This window comes from Streptomyces sp. XD-27, assembly GCF_030553055.1.
In the GTDB taxonomy this organism is placed as follows: Bacteria; Actinomycetota; Actinomycetes; order Streptomycetales; family Streptomycetaceae; genus Streptomyces.
In genome coordinates this window covers 7335841-7353754 of record NZ_CP130713.1, presented here as the reverse complement: position 1 = coordinate 7353754, position 17914 = coordinate 7335841, and the positions used below count along the sequence as shown (strand labels likewise).

The 17914-nt window shown below is 72.6% G+C and carries 17 protein-coding genes and 2 pseudogenes; 9 read left to right on the top strand and 10 right to left on the bottom strand.

Going from position 1 to position 17914, the window contains the following annotated elements:
- Window positions 1–110: 110 nt before the first annotated feature.
- A complete protein-coding gene (locus tag Q3Y56_RS32345; protein ID WP_304465274.1) occupies window positions 111–1337 on the bottom strand; it encodes an acyl-CoA dehydrogenase family protein in 1227 nt (408 codons plus the stop codon).
- Between the two features lie 192 nt (window positions 1338–1529).
- Between Q3Y56_RS32345 and Q3Y56_RS32340 the strand changes: the two genes are divergently transcribed.
- Window positions 1530–2186, top strand: coding sequence for a TetR family transcriptional regulator (locus Q3Y56_RS32340; protein WP_304465273.1), 657 nt, complete (start codon window positions 1530–1532; stop codon window positions 2184–2186).
- Between the two features lie 28 nt (window positions 2187–2214).
- Here the strand turns inward: Q3Y56_RS32340 and def are convergent, their stop codons facing one another.
- Window positions 2215–2775, bottom strand: coding sequence for a peptide deformylase (gene def / locus Q3Y56_RS32335; RefSeq protein WP_304465272.1), 561 nt, complete (start codon window positions 2773–2775; stop codon window positions 2215–2217).
- A 254-nt stretch (window positions 2776–3029) separates the two neighbouring features.
- Between def and Q3Y56_RS32330 the strand changes: the two are divergent.
- The 7 genes and pseudogenes from Q3Y56_RS32330 to Q3Y56_RS32300 all read left to right on the top strand — a co-directional run bounded on the left by Q3Y56_RS32330 (window position 3030) and on the right by Q3Y56_RS32300 (window position 9620).
- A pseudogene (locus Q3Y56_RS32330) lies at window positions 3030–4267 on the top strand (MurT ligase domain-containing protein).
- A 49-nt stretch (window positions 4268–4316) separates the two neighbouring features.
- Window positions 4317–5051 carry a type 1 glutamine amidotransferase gene (locus tag Q3Y56_RS32325; RefSeq protein WP_304465271.1) on the top strand — a complete coding sequence of 245 codons (735 nt, stop codon included), beginning with the start codon at window positions 4317–4319 and terminating at the stop codon, window positions 5049–5051.
- A gap of 146 nt (window positions 5052–5197) precedes the next feature.
- Window positions 5198–6223 (top strand): 6-phosphofructokinase, encoded by a 1026-nt coding sequence (locus tag Q3Y56_RS32320; protein WP_304465270.1) that lies wholly within the window; start codon window positions 5198–5200, stop codon window positions 6221–6223.
- A 94-nt stretch (window positions 6224–6317) separates the two neighbouring features.
- A complete protein-coding gene (locus Q3Y56_RS32315; protein WP_304465269.1) occupies window positions 6318–7280 on the top strand; it encodes a cytochrome c oxidase assembly protein in 963 nt (320 codons plus the stop codon).
- A gap of 128 nt (window positions 7281–7408) precedes the next feature.
- Window positions 7409–7573 carry a hypothetical protein gene (locus tag Q3Y56_RS32310; RefSeq protein WP_304465914.1) on the top strand — a complete coding sequence of 55 codons (165 nt, stop codon included), beginning with the start codon at window positions 7409–7411 and terminating at the stop codon, window positions 7571–7573.
- An 88-nt stretch (window positions 7574–7661) separates the two neighbouring features.
- Entirely contained in the window at window positions 7662–8726 is a 1065-nt protein-coding gene (locus tag Q3Y56_RS32305; protein ID WP_304465268.1) for an NAD(P)-dependent oxidoreductase, read from the top strand.
- 72 nt (window positions 8727–8798) lie between these two features.
- A complete protein-coding gene (locus tag Q3Y56_RS32300; protein ID WP_304465267.1) occupies window positions 8799–9620 on the top strand; it encodes a TIGR02452 family protein in 822 nt (273 codons plus the stop codon).
- Window positions 9621–9722: 102 nt separating this feature from the next.
- On the opposite strand, the gene Q3Y56_RS32295 is transcribed toward Q3Y56_RS32300, so the two are convergent.
- From Q3Y56_RS32295 to Q3Y56_RS32265, 7 genes are all read right to left on the bottom strand, one after another.
- On the bottom strand, window positions 9723–11315 hold the full coding sequence (locus Q3Y56_RS32295) for an alpha/beta hydrolase (protein WP_304465266.1): 1593 nt from the start codon (window positions 11313–11315) through the stop codon (window positions 9723–9725).
- Between the two features lie 102 nt (window positions 11316–11417).
- A complete protein-coding gene (locus tag Q3Y56_RS32290; protein WP_304465265.1) occupies window positions 11418–12275 on the bottom strand; it encodes an urease accessory protein UreD in 858 nt (285 codons plus the stop codon).
- On the bottom strand, window positions 12272–12967 hold the full coding sequence (gene ureG / locus Q3Y56_RS32285; protein ID WP_304465264.1) for an urease accessory protein UreG: 696 nt from the start codon (window positions 12965–12967) through the stop codon (window positions 12272–12274). Before ureG ends, Q3Y56_RS32290 begins: the two co-directional genes overlap by 4 nt.
- 122 nt (window positions 12968–13089) lie before the next feature.
- Complete coding sequence (locus Q3Y56_RS32280) at window positions 13090–13866, bottom strand: urease accessory protein UreF (RefSeq protein WP_304465263.1); 777 nt, start codon at window positions 13864–13866, stop codon at window positions 13090–13092.
- Between the two features lie 20 nt (window positions 13867–13886).
- Window positions 13887–15608, bottom strand: coding sequence for an urease subunit alpha (locus Q3Y56_RS32275; protein ID WP_304465894.1), 1722 nt, complete (start codon window positions 15606–15608; stop codon window positions 13887–13889).
- Between the two features lie 13 nt (window positions 15609–15621).
- The gene (locus tag Q3Y56_RS32270) at window positions 15622–15933 is read right to left on the bottom strand and encodes an urease subunit beta (protein ID WP_304465262.1); all 312 of its coding nucleotides are present in this window, start codon (window positions 15931–15933) and stop codon (window positions 15622–15624) included.
- 14 nt (window positions 15934–15947) lie between these two features.
- Window positions 15948–16250: an urease subunit gamma gene (locus Q3Y56_RS32265; protein ID WP_304465261.1), complete on the bottom strand. Its 303-nt coding sequence runs from the start codon at window positions 16248–16250 to the stop codon at window positions 15948–15950.
- Between the two features lie 685 nt (window positions 16251–16935).
- On the opposite strand from Q3Y56_RS32265, the pseudogene Q3Y56_RS33660 reads away from it, so the two are divergent.
- Window positions 16936–17528 (top strand): annotated as a pseudogene (locus Q3Y56_RS33660) (M20/M25/M40 family metallo-hydrolase).
- 81 nt (window positions 17529–17609) lie between these two features.
- Here the strand turns inward: Q3Y56_RS33660 and Q3Y56_RS32255 are convergent.
- Window positions 17610–17912, bottom strand: a complete 303-nt coding sequence (locus Q3Y56_RS32255) for a type II toxin-antitoxin system Phd/YefM family antitoxin (RefSeq protein WP_304465260.1) — start codon at window positions 17910–17912, stop codon at window positions 17610–17612.
- Between the last annotated feature and the right edge of the window lie 2 nt (window positions 17913–17914).

Genomic DNA, 17914 nt, shown 5'->3' with positions numbered 1-17914 from the left:
GAGCGGGAAGGCGGGTTCCACGGCCCCCACAGCCGCGGAACCCGCCTGGTCCGTACCTCTTCCCGATCAGCGGATGTGCATGCCGCCGTCAGCGGATGCGTATGCCGCGCTCAGCGGATGTGCATGCCGGAGAGCGAGCGGGAGATCACCAGGCGCTGGATCTCGCTCGTGCCTTCGAAGATCGTGAAGATGGCCGCGTCCCGGTGCATGCGCTCCACCGGGTACTCCCTGGTGAATCCGTTGCCGCCGAGGATCTGCACCGCCTGGGCCGTGACGGTCTTCGCGGTCTCGCCCGCGAAGAGCTTCGACATGGAGCCTTCCGCCGACTCGAACGGCTTGCCGTTGGCGGCCATCCAGGAGGCCCGCCACACCAGCAGGCGCGCGGCGTCGATGCGGGTGCGCATGTCGGCCAGCTGGAACGCCACGCCCTGGTTGTCGATGATCGGACGCCCGAACTGCTCGCGGGTCTTGGCGTAGTCCAGGGCCACCTCGTACGCGGCGCGGGCGACGCCGACGGCCTGGGCGCCGACCGCCGGGCGGGACGCCTCGAAGGTGGCCATGGCGGCGTTCTTGACCCGCTCGCCGCCACTGCGGGCCCGCTCGCGGGCGCGGGCGAGCCGTTCGTCGAGCTTCTCCTTGCCGCCGAGCAGGCAGTGGCCGGGGACGCGGACGTCCTCCAGCACGACCTCGGCGGTGTGCGAGGCGCGGATCCCGTGCTTTTTGAACTTCTGGCCCTGGGACAGGCCGGGCGTGTTCGGCGGGACGACGAAGGACGCCTGGCCGCGGGCGCCGAGTTCCGGATCGACGGTGGCGACGACGACATGGACGTGGGCGATTCCGCCGTTCGTCGCCCAGGTCTTGGTGCCGTTCAGCACCCATTCGTCCTTGACCTCGTCGTACACGGCCCGGGTGCGCATGGCGGAGACGTCGGAGCCGGCGTCCGGTTCGGAGGAGCAGAACGCCGCGACCTTCACGTCGCCGGCGTCCCCGTACATCGGCGGGATCCAGGTGCCGATCTGCTCCTCGGTGCCGTTGGCGAGGACCGCGACGGCGGCCAGGCTGGTGCCGACGAGGGACAGGCCGATGCCCGCGTCGCCCCAGAACAGCTCCTCCATGGCCATCGGGATGCCGAGGCCGGTGGGGTCGAAGAACTGCTGGGCGTAGAAGTCGAGGGAGTACAGGCCGATCTTGGCCGCTTCCTGGATGATGGGCCAGGGCGTCTCCTCACGCTCGTCCCACTCGGCGGCGGCCGGCCGCATGACGTCCGCGGCGAAGCCGTGAATCCAGTCACGTACGGCCTTCTGGTCGTCGTTCAGCTCGAACGTGAACTCAGCCACGCGCCCCTCCTGCATACTTGTTACTAGCGGTAACATCGAGTCTGTTACCGGCGAGTATCAGATGTCAACCTCCACCGCCGAGAAGCCCGCGACCTGCGGCGAGTGTTACGTTGCGCAGGCGCGCGGCGCCGCGGGCGTGTGCGGCGGCGCGGAACGGGCGGCACAGAAAGACCAGGGGGCGGGGAGGCACTCATGAACACCGGGACCAGCCAGCGCGACGATCAGCGGCAGACAGCGCAGCAGCGCCGCAGAGAACTGCTGGAGGCGGCGGACCGGGTCGTGCTGCGCGACGGACCGGGCGCCTCGATGAACGCGATCGCCGCCGAGGCGGGGATCACCAAGCCCATCCTCTACCGCCACTTCGGCGACAAGGGCGGGCTGTACCGGGCCCTGGCCGAGCGCCACACCGACGCCCTGCTCGCCTCGCTGCGCGCCGCGCTGGACGCCCCGACCGACCGCCGCGCCCGCGTGGAGTCCACCCTGAACACCTACCTGGCGGCGATCGAGGCGCGGCCGCAGGTGTACCGGTTCCTGATGCACCCGGCCGACGACGAGCAGCAGGCCGAGGCGGAGCAGGGGTTCGACGTCGGCCGGCACTCCGCCCCGCTGCTGCGCCGCATGGGCGAGGAGCTGGCCGAGGTGATCACCGAGCGCGTCGACCTCGGGCCGGGCGGCATGGACCTGGCCCGCGCCTGGGGCCACGGCATCGTCGGCATGATGTACGCGGCCGGTGACTGGTGGCTGCGCGAACGGTCGTGCCCGCGCGAGGACTTGGTGCGGCATCTGACGGATCTGCTGTGGGGGCGGCTGGCCTCGGCGGGCGACCGCGCGGGCGGGCCGGGCTTCTGACGCGGCCCGGCCCGCTCCCGGGCGCTCGTCAGTCTCCGGGCGGAGGGGCTGCGCGGGCCCACGGGGCTCGGCGGGCCGCCCGCAGGGCGCGGCGCTGACGCAGGCCGGAGAGGCGGTCGACGAACAGGCCGCCGTCGAGGTGGTCGCACTCGTGCTGGAGGCAGCGCGCGAAGAACCCGGTGCCCTCCACCCGCACCGGCTCCCCGGTGACCGTGACGCCCGTCACGACCGCGCGGTCGAAGCGGGGCGTGGCGGCCTCGATGCCGGGCAGCGACAGGCAGCCCTCCGGTCCGGTGACGGTGACGCCGTCGGCCTCGGCCAGCCGCGGGTTGACGATGTGGCCCAGGTGCCGCCGGTCCTCGTCGTCGGGGCAGTCGTAGACGAAGACCCGCAGGTTCACCCCGATCTGGTTCGCGGCCAGGCCCACGCCCTGCGCCGCGTACATCGTGGCGAACATGTCCTCGACCAGCGCCGCGAGCGTCGCGTCGAAGGCCGTGACGTCCGTGCACGGTGCGTGCAGGCCCGGATCGCCGAGCAGCCGCATCGGGTGGACGACGCCGGTGCTGCCGGGAATCGTGCCGTTTCGCATGACGGCAAGGGTACGGTTCGCCGGCGGCAGGGAACCCGCACGGGCCGTCGTACCTCTTCACACCCGAAGAGCCGCGGGGTGGGGCACAGCGCCCCCGCCCCTGGTCTGCGGGTGGCGGGATTCGGGTCGGCGGCCGGATCTCGATAGGCTGATCCACGACCGATGCCTCCCGACAGGCCAACGGGCACGGAGGGGGCGTATCCACGCGGCCCAGGGGGAGGGCGCGGCGCTGGACGCAAGGAGGATCTAGGACGATGGCAGGCAATTCGGCGCCGCTGTCGCCGCGGGCCAAGTTGGCCGTGACGGCGGGAAAGGCCGCGGCAGCGGTATCGAAGGCCGCGGGGCGCGGCAGCGGCTCGGTGATCGGCGGCAAGGTGGCCCTCAGGCTCGACCCCGATCTGCTGGGTCGACTCGCCCAGCACCTGGACGTGACCCTGGTCTCGGCGACCAACGGCAAGACCACCACCACCCGGCTGATCGCCGAGGCGCTGCGGGCCGCGGGCCCGGTGGTCTCCAACGCGCTCGGCGCCAACATGCCGGCCGGCATCACCTCGGCGCTCGCCGGGGCTCCGACGCCCGGTTCGGCGTCATCGAGGTCGACGAGAAGTACCTCGCCGGGGTGGCGCGGGACACCGAGCCCAAGTGCATCGCGCTGCTGAACCTCTCCCGCGACCAGCTCGACCGGGCCGCGGAGACCCGCATGCTCGCCGAGAAGTGGCGCGAGGGCCTGGCGGGCACCAAGGCCGTCGTGGTGGCCAACGCGGACGACCCGCTGATCGTGTGGGCCGCGTCCTCCTCCCCCAACGTGGTCTGGGTCGGGGCCGGCCAGGAGTGGAAGGACGACGCCTGGTCCTGCCCGTCCTGCGGCGGCGTGCTGTCCCGCCCGGGCAACGACTGGGGCTGCCAGGCGTGCGGCTTCCGCCGCCCCCAGGCCAGCTGGGCGCTCAACGGCGACTACGTCCTGGACCCGCAGGGCTCGGCGTGGCCGATCCACCTCCAGCTCCCGGGCCGCGCCAACAAGGCGAACGCCGCCACCTCCGCCGCCGTCGCCGCCGTCTTCGGGGTGCCGCCGCAGGTGGCGCTGGAGCGGATGTACCAGGTGCAGGCGGTGGCCGGCCGGTACGACGTGGTGACCTTCAACAACCGCGAGCTGCGGCTGCTGCTGGCCAAGAACCCGGCCGGCTGGCTGGAGACGTTCTCCCTGATCGACGGGCCGCCCGCGCCCGTGATCCTGTCGGTCAACGCGCGCGGCGCGGACGGCACGGACACCTCCTGGCTGTGGGACGTGGACTACACCCGGCTCGCCGGGCACCCGATCTGCGTCATCGGTGACCGCAAGCTCGACCTCGCGGTCCGGCTGGAGGTCGCCGGGCTCGACTTCCGGGTGTGCGAGAACGTGGACGAGGCCGTCGCGATGTGCCCGCCGGGCCGCATCGAGACCATCGCGAACTACACCGCGTTCCAGGACCTGCGCCGCCGCGTCGGCAACTGACCCCCGTACGAGTACGAGCCCGTACGCAGTACGGAGAAGGATTGCGAACATGAGCCAGAACGGCAGTCTGCGCCTGGTGTGGGTCTACCCCGACCTGCTGAGCACGTACGGAGACCAGGGCAATGTGCTGGTCGTGGAGCGCCGGGCCCGCCAGCGCGGCCTGGACGTCTCCCGCGTCGACGTCCGCTCCGACCAGCAGATCCCCACCTCCGGGGACATCTATCTGGTCGGCGGCGGCGAGGACCGGCCGCAGCGGCTGGCGGCCGAGCGGCTGCGGCGCGACGGCGGGCTGAACCGGGCGGTGGCCAACGGCGCCATCGTCTTCTCGGTGTGCGCCGGCTACCAGATCCTGGGCCACGAGTTCATCAACGACCTGGGCCAGCGGGAGCAGGGGCTCGGCCTGCTGGACGTGGTCAGCACCCGCGGCGAGGGCGCCCGGTGTGTCGGCGACGTCCTGGCCGACATCGACGAGCGGCTCGGCCTGCCGCCGCTGACCGGCTTCGAGAACCACCAGGGCGTCACCCACCTGGGCCCGACCGCGCGGCCGTTCGCGCGGGTGCGGTTCGGCAACGGCAACGGCACGGGCGACGGCTACGAGGGCGCGTACAACGACACCGTCTTCGGCACGTACATGCACGGTCCCGTGCTGGCCCGCAACCCGCTGATCGCGGACCTGCTGCTGAAGCTGGCGCTGGACGTGAACGCGCTGCCGCCGGTCAACGACCAGTGGTACGACGCGCTGCGCGCGGAGCGGATCGCCGCGGCGACGCAGGCTTCGGCCTGACGCCCCCCGGGGGGGCATGACGCGGGCCCGTCCAGCACTCGGGCATCGTTCTCGAAGGCCGGACGGGCTGGTTTAGGGTGGCCGGGATTCCGACCGGACGACGTGGTCCGGGCACACCTGGTTGAGTTGCAGAGGTACCCGAACACATGCGCATTGGTGTCCTCACATCCGGCGGCGACTGCCCCGGTCTGAACGCCGTCATCAGGTCGGTCGTGCACCGCGCCGTCGTCGACCACGGCGACGACGTCATCGGCTTCCACGACGGGTGGAAGGGCTTGCTGGAGTGCGACTACCGCAAGCTCGACCTCGACGCGGTGAACGGCATCCTGGCGCTCGGCGGCACCGTCCTGGGCTCGTCCCGGGTCCAGCCGGCGCATCTGCGGGACGGGGTCGAGCGGGCCAGGGGGCATGTCGCCGAGCTCGGCCTCGACGCCGTCATCCCGATCGGCGGCGAGGGCACCCTCAAGGCCGCCCGGCTGCTGTCGGACGCCGGGCTGCCGATCGTCGGCGTCCCCAAGACCATCGACAACGACATCGCCGCCACCGATGTGACGTTCGGTTTCGACACGGCCGTCGGGGTCGCGACCGAGGCGCTGGACCGGCTCAAGACGACCGCCGAGTCCCACCAGCGGGTGCTGATCGTGGAGGTCATGGGGCGGCACACCGGCTGGATCGCGCTGCACTCGGGCATGGCGGCGGGCGCGCACGCCATCGTGGTGCCCGAGCGCCCCTTCGACATCGACGAGCTGACCGAGGTGGTCGGGCGGCGCTTCGCGGCGGGCAAGAAGTTCGCGATCGTGGTCGCCGCGGAGGGCGCCAAGCCGCGGGCGGGCTCCATGGAGTTCGACACCGGCGGCAAGGACGTCTACGGCCACGAGCGGTTCGCGGGCGTGGCCCGGCAGCTGTCGGTCGAGCTGGAGCGCCGCCTGGGCAAGGAGGCGCGGCCGGTCATCCTGGGCCATGTGCAGCGCGGCGGCACCCCGACGGCGTACGACCGGGTGCTGGCCACCCGGTTCGGCTGGCACGCGGTGGAGGCCGCGCACCAGGGCGCGTTCGGGATGATGACGGCGCTGCGCGGCACGGACATCACGCTGGTGCCGCTGGCCGAGGCGGTCGAGACACTCAAGACGGTGCCAGTGGAGCGGTACGCCGAGTCCGAGTGCGTGCTGTGAGCTGAGTGCGCGCGGAACCGCCCCCGGCCACAGCTATGGCCGGGGGCGGTTCTAGTCTGGTGCGGACGCACTGGTGCGAAACAGGAGAGAGCGGATGGAACACGGCGGCCACGGTGGGCACGGCATGATGATGGATCTGCCGCCGTTCACGCTGTCGCGAGGGCTGGAGTTCAGCGGGGAACCGTTCTTCCTGATCAGCTGCTCGCTCGGGATCGTGCTGTACGGCTGGGGCGTGCTCCGGCTGCGGCGGCGCGGTGACGCCTGGCCGGTGGCGCGTACCGTCGCGTTCGTCACGGGTGTGCTGTCGGTCGCGCTGGTGATGTGCACCAAGCTCAACGACTACGGCATGGTCATGTTCAGCGTGCACATGGTGCAGCACATGGTGATCAGCATGCTGTCGCCGATCCTGCTCCTGCTGGGCGCCCCGGTGACGCTGACGCTGCGGGCGCTGCCGGCGGCCGGGCGGGGCCGCAAGGGGCCGCGGGAGCTGCTGGTCGCGCTGCTGCACAGCCGGTACATGCGGATCGTCACGCACCCGGCGTTCACGATCCCGCTGTTCATCGCGAGCCTGTACGCGCTGTACTTCACCCCGCTGTTCTCCACGCTCATGGGCAGCAAGGCCGGGCACATCGGGATGATGGTGCACTTCCTCGCCGTGGGCCTGGTCTTCTTCTGGCCGATCATGGGCGTGGACCCGGGGCCGCACCGGCCCGGCTATGTGATGCGGATGCTGGAGCTGTTCGCGGGCATGCCGTTCCACGCGTTCTTCGGGATCGCGCTGATGATGGCGTCGGAGCCCATGATCGACACGTACAAGAACCCGCCGGCGTCGCTCGGGATCGACGCGCTGTCCGACCAGAACGCGGCGGGCGGCATCGCGTGGGCGTTCAGCGAGATCCCGTCGGTGGTCGTGCTGCTGGCGCTGGTCTACCAGTGGTACCGGTCCGAGCAGCGCCAGGCGCGGCGCAAGGACCGGGTGGCGGACCGCGACGGCGACCGCGAGCTGGAGGCCTACAACGCCTACCTCGCCTCGCTCCAGGCCCGCAGCGGCCGCTGAGCCGCATCCGGATCGGACGTGATCTCGACGCACTCGCCGTAGCGGTGCGGGGCCCGGCGGGGGACGATGGTCTCCTGAACCGTGGTCCGGGCGGGGCGCCGCCGGGCCTCGTTGAGGAGGTTGCGGGGATGCCCGGAATGCCCGGATCGACGAAGGCGATGGCGGGGTTCACGGTGGGGAGCCTGGTCGTGGTGACCGCGTACACCGTGACCCTGGGCAGCAGCGGCTGGCTCTGGTTCACCTGGGTGGTGCTGGGGCTGCTGACACTCGGGGTGCTCGTGACCCGGAACTGAGGGCCGTTCGGTCCTCTTCGCTGACAGCAGATCAGCGCAGGGCGAACCCGGCGAGACGTACGGCACGGCGCGCCGTAGCGTCCCCGGCATGACTCAGCAGAGCGCATTCGTGATCGGGGCGACGGGCCAGGTCGGGCGGGCGACCGTCCGCGCCTTGGCGGCGGACGGATTCCAGGTGCGGGCGGCGTCGCGCGGCGGTGGCCGCGACGCGAGCTGGCCCGCGGAGGTTCGGGCGGTGCGGCTGGACCGCGCGGACGACGCGGCCCTGGCGGACGCCCTCGGGGAGGGCTGCGACGTCCTGGTGGACTGCGTCGCGTACGGGCGCGACGAGGCGCGGCAGCTGCTCGGACTGGCGGACCGGATCGGGTCGGCCGTCGTGATCTCCAGCGTCGCGGTGTACGAGGACGGGCAGGGCCGCAGTCTCGACACCCAGAACGAGCCGGACGGGTCCCCCGCGTACCCGGTGCCGATCCCCGAGTCGCAGCCGACGGTCGAGCCGGGTGAGGGGACCTACGCCACCCGCAAGGCGGCACTGGAGCGGGAGCTGCTGACGGACGGCCGGTTGCCGGCGACACTGCTGCGGGCGGGGGCGATCCACGGCCCGCACAGCCGGACACCGCGCGAGCTGCACTTCGTCAAGCGGGTCGTGGACGGCCGGCGGACGCGGATCCTGGCCCACCGCGGCGAGAGCAGGTTCCATCCGGTGCATGTCGCCAACATCGCGGAGCTGGTGCGGCTGGCGGCGCGGCGACCGGGTTCACGGGTGCTGAACGCGGCCGATCCACAGGCGCCCACCGTGGCGGAGATCTCGGCGGCGGTGGACGCGGCCCTGGGCGCCCCGGAGAGCGAGCTGGTGCTGATGGACGGCGCGCCGGAGACGGGCCCGGTGGGGCAGACCCCGTGGAGCGCCGCCCGGCCGGTGGTGTGCGACATGTCGGCGGCGGAGCGCGAGCTGGGCTACCGGCCGGTGACCGACTACGCCGCGTCCCTGCCGGAGACGGCCGAGGGGCTCGCCCGACGGCTGGCCGAGGAGCCGGACTGGCGCGCGGCGTTCCCCGAGATGGCGAAGGCGTACGACCCGCACCTGGACCTCTTCGACTACGCGGCGGAGGACGCCTGGCTGGCCGGGCACGGTTATTCCGTCGCGCGGTGATCATCGCCCACGTAGCCTCGGGGCCGTGAAAGAGGGACATTCCCTGATGAGGGACGATACGGGGGTATGGGGATGAGCGCGCGACTGCGGCAGATCGCGAAGGAGACCGAGGGGATCGTGGCGGCCGGGCGCTACACCGCGCCGGGCGGCGGCGAGGTCGTGATCGCCGAGACCGTCGCCGCGGCGAGGGCGGGGACCCGGGGGTACGGTCCGGGTCCTGTGGCGTACGAGCCGGCCGCCCCGGCCCGTGCCACGGCCTTCGAGGTGACGGCGGAGAGCAGTCTGGCGGCCGCGCGCAGGCTGGTGCGGGAGGTCTCCGGGACGGTCGGCGTGCTCAACTTCGCGTCGGCCCGCAATCCGGGCGGCGGGTTCCTCAACGGCGCGCAGGCGCAGGAGGAGGCGCTGTGCCGGTCCTCGGCGCTGTACACGTGCCTGCGCCAGGTGCCGGAGTTCTACGCCGCGCACCGCGCGGACCCCAGCCCGTTCTACAGCGACCGGGTGATCCACTCCCCCGCCGTGCCGGTCTTCCGGGACGACCGGGGCGAGCTGCTGGCCGCTCCGTACACGGTGGGCTTCCTCACCTCGCCCGCGCCGAACGCGGGGGTCATCGCCCGGCGGGACCCGGCGGCGGTGGCGCGGATCCCGGCGGTGCTGGCGTCGCGCGCCGGGCGGGTGCTGGACGTCGCGGCCGCGCACGGCTACCGGGCGCTGGTGCTCGGGGCGTGGGGGTGCGGGGTGTTCCAGAACGATCCGGCCCAGGTGGCGGCGGCGTTCGCCGGTGAGCTGACCGGGGCGGGGCGGTTCGCGGGGCGCTTCGAGCGGGTGGTGTTCGCGGTGCTGGACCGCCGTACGGATTCGCCGACGAGGGCCGCCTTCGCGGACGCGTTCGGCTGACCCGTCCGCCCGGCGGGTCCGGCTGGCGCGTCCGGCTGGCGACGTGCCGCGCCCCGCTCCGGGATCCGGAAGCGGGGCGCGGCGTGGTGCGGTGAGCGGTGGTTACTTCTTGGCCTCCGGCTTGGGCGTGGCGTGCGGGGCGCACGTCACGTCCTTGGCGTCGACCTTGCCCTTGAGCAGGTAGCTGTCCACCCGGTCGTTGATGCACGGGTTGATCTCGGTGGTGACGCCGTGCGAACCGGCGTCCTTCTCCGTGATCAGGCGCGAGCCCTTGAGGCGCTTGTGCAGTTCGACGGCCCCTTCGTACGGAGTGGCGGCGTCACGCTCGGACTGCACGATGAGCACCGGCGGCAGGCCCTTGTCGGCGCCGACCTTGAGCGGGGTCTGCTGCGGGGCTCCCCAGGTGGCGCACGGCAGGTTCATCCAGGCGTTGGACCAGGTCAGGAACGGGTAGTCCTTGTGGAGACGGGTGTTGTCCCGGTTCCACCTGCTCCAGCTGGTCGGCCACTTGGCGTCGGCGCACTCCACCGCGGTGTAGACGGCGTTGCTGTTCTCCGACGCGATGTTGCCCGCCGTGTCGGACATGTCCGGCGCGGCGGCCTCGATCAGCGGCTTCTCGTCACCGGCGAGGTAGGCGCTCCACGCCTGGGCGACCTCGGTCCACGCACCGTCGTAGTACGGGGCGCTCTGGAAGAAGGCGAGCAGCTCGGCGGGGCCCACCTTGCCGCCGATCGGCTTCTTCTTGGCGGTGGCGCGCAGCGTCTCCCACTGCTTCTGGACCTTCTCGGGCGTGTCGCCGATGTGGTAGGCCGCGTCGTACTTGGCCACCCACTTCTTCCAGTCGTCCCAACGCATCTCGAAGGCCACGTCCTGGTCCAGGTTGGCCTGGTACCAGATCTTCTCCTGCGCGGGGTTGACGACGCTGTCCACGATCATCCGGCGCACGTGCGTCGGGAAGAGCGTGGCGTAGACGCCGCCGATGTAGGTGCCGTAGGACACGCCGATGTAGTTGAGCTTCTTCTCACCGAGCGCGGCGCGGATGACGTCGATGTCGCGGGCGGTGTTCGGCGTGGTCATGTGCGGCAGCATCCAGCCGCTGCGCGCCTTGCAGCCTGCCGCGTAGTCCTTGGCGAGCTTGCGCTGGACGCGCTTGTCGGCCTCGCTGTCCGGTACCGGGTCGAGCTTGGGGCCCTTGACGAACTCCTGCGGGTCGACGCAGGAGATGGGGGTCGAGTGGCCCACACCGCGCGGGTCGAAGCCGACGAAGTCGTACGCCTTCGCGGTCTTGGCCCACAGCGGGTTCTTGGTGGTGACGCGCTTGGGGAAGCGCATACCCGAACCGCCCGGTCCGCCCGGGTTGTACAGGACCGAGCCCTGGCGCTCGTCGGCCGTGCCGGTGTTGCCGATCCGGTCGACGGCGATCTTGATCTTGCGGCCGTTCGGCTTGGCGTAGTCCAGCGGGACGCTGACGAAGCCGCACTGGATCGGCTTGTCCAGCCCCCAGTCCTTCGGGCAGTCCTGCCAGTCGATGCCCGCCTTGGCGGCACGGGCCGCCGCGATCTTCACACCGCGGGCCTCGGCGTCGCCGCCGGGCGTGCGCTGGCCGGCGCTGGCCGTGGGCGCGGCCAGCGCCCCGGCTATGAGGACGCCGGTCACGACGCCACCGGTGGCGCCGAAGATTGCTGTACGTCTCACGTGGGTAACTCCCCCTGCTGGGTGTGCCGCTTGTGGCGGCGGTTGGTCGAGAGGATCCTCGCCTCTCGTTTGCCGATCAGTACAGGTCACGACGGGGTTTCTTTACCAAGCCGTGAGCTCGGACGCGTCGTCGAGCAGTCGGCGCAGCCGGAGCGCGTCGCCCGCGACGGCCGTGACGAGCAGCGCGGGGCCGGCCAGCGGGGTCAGCACCGCGGTCTCGCCGAGCAGCACGGGGCGCGGCGGCCGGTCCGCCAACGCCGGGTCGACGACGAGCAGTTGGCCGACCGCCCGGTGGCCCCCGAGCACGGCCGCGCCGTCCCAGCCGGGCGCGCCGGGCCCGTAGGCCAACTCCTGGTCCAGCAGGGGGCGCCCGGCGCGGTGGACGGTCAGCCGGGTCGTGAGCCTGCCGGGTGGCTCGCCGGCGCGGCCCAGGACCTGCTCCTCGCGCAGCACCAGGCGCGCGGTCGGTGCCAGGTCGACCCGGGTGGTCATCGTCAGGTCGCTGCCGTGGGCCGAGATCAGCGGTTCGGGCAGCCAGCGCAGGCGGGCGCCGTCACCGACGCTCAGCACCGTGTCGTAGGTGGCGGGCGCGCCGTCGCGGCCGGGCAGGGCGATGGTGGCCGCCGTGCTGGTCACCCGCAGTGCGGCGGCCTCCTCGACGGCCGCGGTCAGCCGCAGCCGGTCGCCGCCGAGGGGCGCGCTCATGGCGCCGACGAGCGCGACGTGCGCCTCGGAGGCGCCCGGTGCCGCGTGCGGCTGGTGTGGCCCGCCTATCGGCTGCGTGTGGTGCACCGCGGTGCCGCGGCCGCCGACCCGCCGGAGCGCGAAGGGCCCCGCCCCCTCCAGTACGGGCAGCGCGGTGCCGCCGCGCCCGTCGGGGGTGGCGACGACGCGGGCGGTGGCGGTGAGGCCACCGCCCCGGCGGCCCGGCTCGGCGGCGGCGTGCGCGGTGACGGTCATGGCGTGCCCGCCGCCCACCGCGCGAGCCGCTCGCGCACCCAGTCCGCGACCGGCCTCACCCCGCCGTCGGCGACCAGGGAGGTGAAGGCGACGGGGAGTGCGCCGCGCTGCGCCGCGGCGTCCCGGGCCATGCGGTCCAGGTCGGAGCCGACGTGCGGGGCGAGGTCGGTCTTGTTCACGACGAGCAGGTCCGCGGTGGTGACGCCGGGCCCGCCCTTGCGCGGGATGTCGTCGCCGCCCGCGACGTCGATGACGAAGATCTGGGCGTCGACCAGACCCTTGGAGAAGGTCGCGGTGAGGTTGTCGCCGCCGGACTCGACCAGCACCAGGTCGAGCGGGCCGACGCTGTCCTCCAGGTCCTCGACCGCTTCGAGGTTGGCGGAGATGTCGTCGCGGATGGCGGTGTGCGGGCAGGCGCCGGTCTCCACGGCCGTGATGCGCTCGGGCGGCAGCACGGCGTTGCGCAGCAGAAACTCGGCGTCCTCGCGCGTGTAGATGTCGTTGGTGACCACCGCGATGCGCAGCTCGTCGCGGAGCGCGCGGCACAGCGCGGCGACGGTGGCCGTCTTGCCGGAGCCGACGGGCCCGCCGAGCCCGATGCGCAGGGCGCGCCGGGCGCCGTCGGGGCGGTGCGGGTCGGCGGCGCTGTAGGTGTGGCGGTGCGGGAAGGTCTCCGCGTGGTCCAGGTGCATGGCGGCGGCTCCGGCTGTGGTGAGGGGTGGTGTCGCGGGTGTGTCGGGGGTACGGGCGTCGGGAGTGCTGGCGGTCGGCAGTGCTGGTGATCGGGAGCGCTTACGTCGGGGTCAGGCCGAGGTCAGGAGGCGAAGAGGCGTACGGGCCAGGTGGCGTGCGCTTCGGCGGCGATGTCGAGCAGCGGGCCGGAGGCGGCGGGCAGCACGTCGGTGCCGTCGCGCAGGGCCCGGTGGGCGGCGTCGGCGGCGCGTCGGGCGACCTGGTCCAGGTCGGGGGCGAGGCGGGCGAGGACGGCGGTGGCGTCGAACGGATCGAGGCTCAGCAGCCGTACGACGGCGGTCGCGGGGCCGCTGACCGCCTCGTACGCGGCGGCGTGGGCGGCGTCCAGGGCCCCCAGTCCGGCGGCGCGCGCGGCGAGCCCGAGGACGACCGGCTGGTGGGCGCCGCGGGGCCGGGCGGCGGCGAGGGCGGCGAGTTCGGGGGACGGCCAGGCGGCCCGTACCGCGCGCATCATCTGGCGGCCGAGGCGGCGGGCGGTGGCGCGCAGCGCGGGCACCGGGGTGCGGGCGTCGGCCGCCTCGTCCAGCAGCAGCGGGTCGACCCCGGCGGCGGCCGCGGCGGCGAGCCCGGCCGCGGTGAGCCCGGCGGTGTGCAGCCGCCCGCGGCAGAACGCCTCCAGGGACGCGGGGTCGTGGATCCGGCCCGCCTTGACCGCGGCTTCCGCGCCGCCGGAGTGCGCGTGCCCGCCGGCCGGGAAGCGGCCGTCGGCGAGCACGAGCAGCGCGGCACGGGCCGCCGACGCTCCGGGCGCGGCGACGGGTCCGGGTGCGCGTTCGGCTGCGGCGGGCGCGGCGGCGGGCTCGCCGGGCCGAGTGGGCATCTCCGTACCCGTGTCCATGGCTGTACCCCTGTCCATGGTCAGAACAGGAAGTAGCGCTGGGCCATGGGCAGTTCGGCCGCCGGTTCCGGTTCGACGGCCTCGCCGTCGATGGTGACCGTGAACGTGTCGGGGTCGACCTCGACCCGCGGCCGGGCGTCGTTGCCCCGCATGTCGGCCTTGGTGAGGCCGCGGGTGCCGCGGATGGCGGCGAACCGCTTGCCGAGGCCGAGCCGTTCGGTCAGACCGTCCTCCAGTGCGGTGGCGGTGACGAAGTTGACGGAGTTGGCGGCCGGGGAGCGGCCGATGGCGCCGAACATCGGGCGCGGCAGCACCGGCTGCGGGGTGGGGATGGAGGCGTTCGCGTCGCCCATCTGCGCGTACGCGATCTGGCCGCCCTTGATGACGAGCTGCGGTTTGACACCGAAGAACGCCGGGTCCCACAGCACCAGGTCCGCGAGCTTGCCCGGCTCCACGGAGCCGATCTCGCCGTCGAGCCCTTGGGCGATGGCCGGGTTGATGGTGTATTTGGCGACATAGCGCCGCGCCCGGTGGTTGTCGGCGCGGCCGTCGCCGGGCAGGGCGCCGCGCCGTCGCTTCATGACGTGCGCCGTCTGCCAGGTGCGCAGCACGACCTCGCCGACGCGCCCCATGGCCTGCGAGTCGGAGGAGATGATCGAGATCGCGCCGAGGTCGTGCAGGATGTCCTCGGCGGCGATGGTGCTGGGCCGGATGCGGGACTCGGCGAAGGCGAGGTCCTCGGGGACGGCCGGGTTGAGGTGGTGGCAGACCATCAGCATGTCGAGGTGCTCCTCGACGGTGTTGACGGTGTGCGGCCGGGTGGGGTTGGTGGAGCTCGGCAGCACGTTGGGCTGGGAGACCACCGTGATGATGTCGGGTGCGTGGCCGCCGCCCGCGCCCTCGGTGTGGTACGCGTGGATGGTGCGCCCGGCGATGGCGGCCAGCGTGTCGCCGACGAATCCGGCCTCGTTGAGCGTGTCGGTGTGGATGGCCAGTTGGGCGCCGCTCTCCTCGCAGACCCCCAGGCACGCGTCGATGGCGGCGGGGGTGGCACCCCAGTCCTCGTGGATCTTGAAGCCGAGCGCGCCGCCCCGCAGTTGGGACCACATGGCCTCGCGCGAGACGGTGTTGCCCTTGCCGAGCAGCCCGATGTTGACGGGGTACGCCTCCAGCGCCTCGAACATCCGGGCAAGGTGCCAGGGGCCGGGCGTGATGGTGGTCGCCTTGGTGCCCTCGGCCGGGCCGGTGCCACCGCCGACGAGGGTGGTGATGCCCGCGGAAAGGGCCTCGTCGACGATGGTCGGGGAGATGAAGTGGACGTGGGCGTCGATGGCCCCGGCGGTGAGGATCCTGCCGTTGCCCGCGATGACCTCGGTCTCGGGCCCGATGACGAGGTCGGGGTGGACGCCGTCCATGGTGTCGGGGTTGCCGGCCTTGCCGATGCCGGTGATCCGTCCGTCGCGCAGTCCCACGTCGGCCTTGACCACGCCCCAGTGGTCGAGGACGACGGCGCCGGTGATCACCGTGTCGGGGGCGCCCTCGGCGCGGGTGGCGCGGGACTGGCCCATGGACTCGCGGATCACCTTGCCGCCGCCGAAGACGGCCTCGTCCCCGGCCCGGCCGGGCCCGCCGCTGCGGTCCTCCTCGATCTCGATCAGCAGGTCGGTGTCGGCCAGCCGTATCCGGTCGCCGGTGGTGGGGCCGAAGAGGGCGGCGTAGTCGGGGCGGCTCAGTGCGGTCATGTCGTCCGTCGTCTCAGTCATCGAGGGGGCCTCCGGTCTCGGCGCGCAGGCCGGGGACGATGCGGGCGCCCGCGAGCGGCACGAGCGCGACCTCGACGGGGATGCCGGGCTCGAAGCGGACGGCGGTGCCCGCGGCGATGTGCAGCCGCTTGCCGCGGGCGGTGGCGCGGTCGAAGTCGAGGCCGGGGTTGGCCTCGGCGAAGTGGTAGTGCGAGCCGACCTGGACGGGCCGGTCGGCGGTGTTGAGCACGGTGAGGCGGGTGACGGGCCGGCCCTCGTTGAGGCCTATCGGCGCCTGGTCGTGCAGGATCTCTCCGGGTATCACGGGCGGCGCCTCCTTCAGGCGATGGGCTCGTGGACGGTCACGAGCTTGGTGCCGTCGGGGAAGGTCGCCTCGACCTGGACGTCGTGGATCATCTCCGGGATGCCGTCCATGACCTCGTCGCGGGTGAGGACCTTGCGGCCGGAGGACATGAGCTCGGCGACGGTGCGGCCGTCGCGGGCGCCTTCGAGGATGTGGGCGGTGATGAGCGCGAGGGCCTCGGGGTGGTTCAGCCGCACACCGCGGGCCCGGCGCTTGTCGGCTACGTCGGCCGCGACATGGATGAGCAGCCGTTCCTGCTCGTGCGGGGTCAGTTGCACGGTTCCACCTCATCCTCGTCGCCGGTCGCTCGCTGCGGGACCCTAGTCGACGCGTCCACGTAGTTGACCTGCGGTTCTTCGCTGGGCTGCCGGTTTTGGAACAGCCATTGCAGGTTAGAGCCGAACCTTTTCCAACGCGTTAACTGGCGCTTTGCCCGCCCATGACGCCGCCGTCCTCCCGGACCGGATCGGGTGCGGACGCGCCTGATACCGCATGCCGGAACACGTCGTCCGGTATTCGCTCTTGACGATCACCTGACGAAACGCCGATCCTCTTGACCGCGTGCATACATCGCTCCGCACCAACCCCCCACACAGTTACGGAGCCACAATGTCCCGAATAGCACCATGGCGTCGTGCCGCGCTCGCGGCCGGCACCTGCACCGCGGTCGCCTCGCTGCTGATCAGCGGCGCCTCCGGCGCGGGAGCGGCCGACACCGCCGCCGCCCCCGACATCGACGTCGCGGCGGTCAAGGCCGATCTGGCCGAGCTCCAGTCCATCGCGGACGCCAACGGCGGCAACCGGGCCCACGGCAAGCCCGGTTACAAGGCGTCCGTGGACCACATCAAGTCGAAGCTGGACGCCGCCGGATTCACCACGAAGATCCAGGAGTTCAGCTACGGCGGAGCCACCGGCTACAACCTGGTCGCCGACTGGCCGGGCGGCGACGCGGACAACGTCGTCATGGCCGGCGCGCACCTGGACTCGGTGGACGAGGGCCCCGGCATCAACGACAACGGATCCGGCTCGGCCGGCATCCTGGAGGTCGCGCTCGCCGTCGCCAAGGCCGACTACAAGCCGACCAAGCACCTGCGGTTCGCCTGGTGGGGCGCCGAGGAGTACGGCATGGTCGGCTCGACGCACTACGTCGACGAGCTCGGCTCCGGTGAACGCGGCAAGCTCGACGCGTACCTGAACTTCGACATGATCGGCTCCCCAACCCCGGCTACTTCGTCTACGACGACGACCCGGCGCTGGAGAAGGTCTTCACCGACTACTACGGGGCCAAGAACATCGCCACCGAGCCGGAGACGGAGGGCGACGGCCGCTCGGACCACGCCCCGTTCAAGGAGGCGGGCGTGCCGGTCGGCGGCCTGTTCACCGGCGCCGAGGCCACCAAGAGCCAGGCGCAGGCGGACAAGTGGGGCGGTACGGCGGGCGAGTCCTTCGACCCCTGCTACCACGCGTCCTGCGACTCCACGAAGAACATCGACGACAAGGCGCTGGACACCAACACCGACGCCATCGCCCACTCCATCTGGCAGCTCAGCAGCTGACGGTCCACCGCCCGGACCGCTCAGCCCCTGACGGCTGAGCGGTCCGGGCGGCTCAGCATCCGACGCGGGCCCTGCCCGCCGTCACCCCTCGCGGCCCGGTCGCCGATCCCCGGCGGCCGGGCCGCGGTGTTCCGCCGCGATGCCGAAGCGCCGCCGTTCGCCGGGAGCGGACGCCGTGGGGCGCACGGTCGAGACCGTACTGATCACCTGCTCTTCCGCCGCGGCCTGCTCCTCCTCGAGTCGTTGCAGGTCAGCCGCGGAGACCAGGGCCACGAGGGGCTTCCCGTGGCGCGTCACGACCACCCGTTCGCCGCCGTAGACGACGCGGTTGATCAACTCCGCGAGCTCTGCCCGGGCTTGCGTCACCGGAATCTCATAGGCCATGC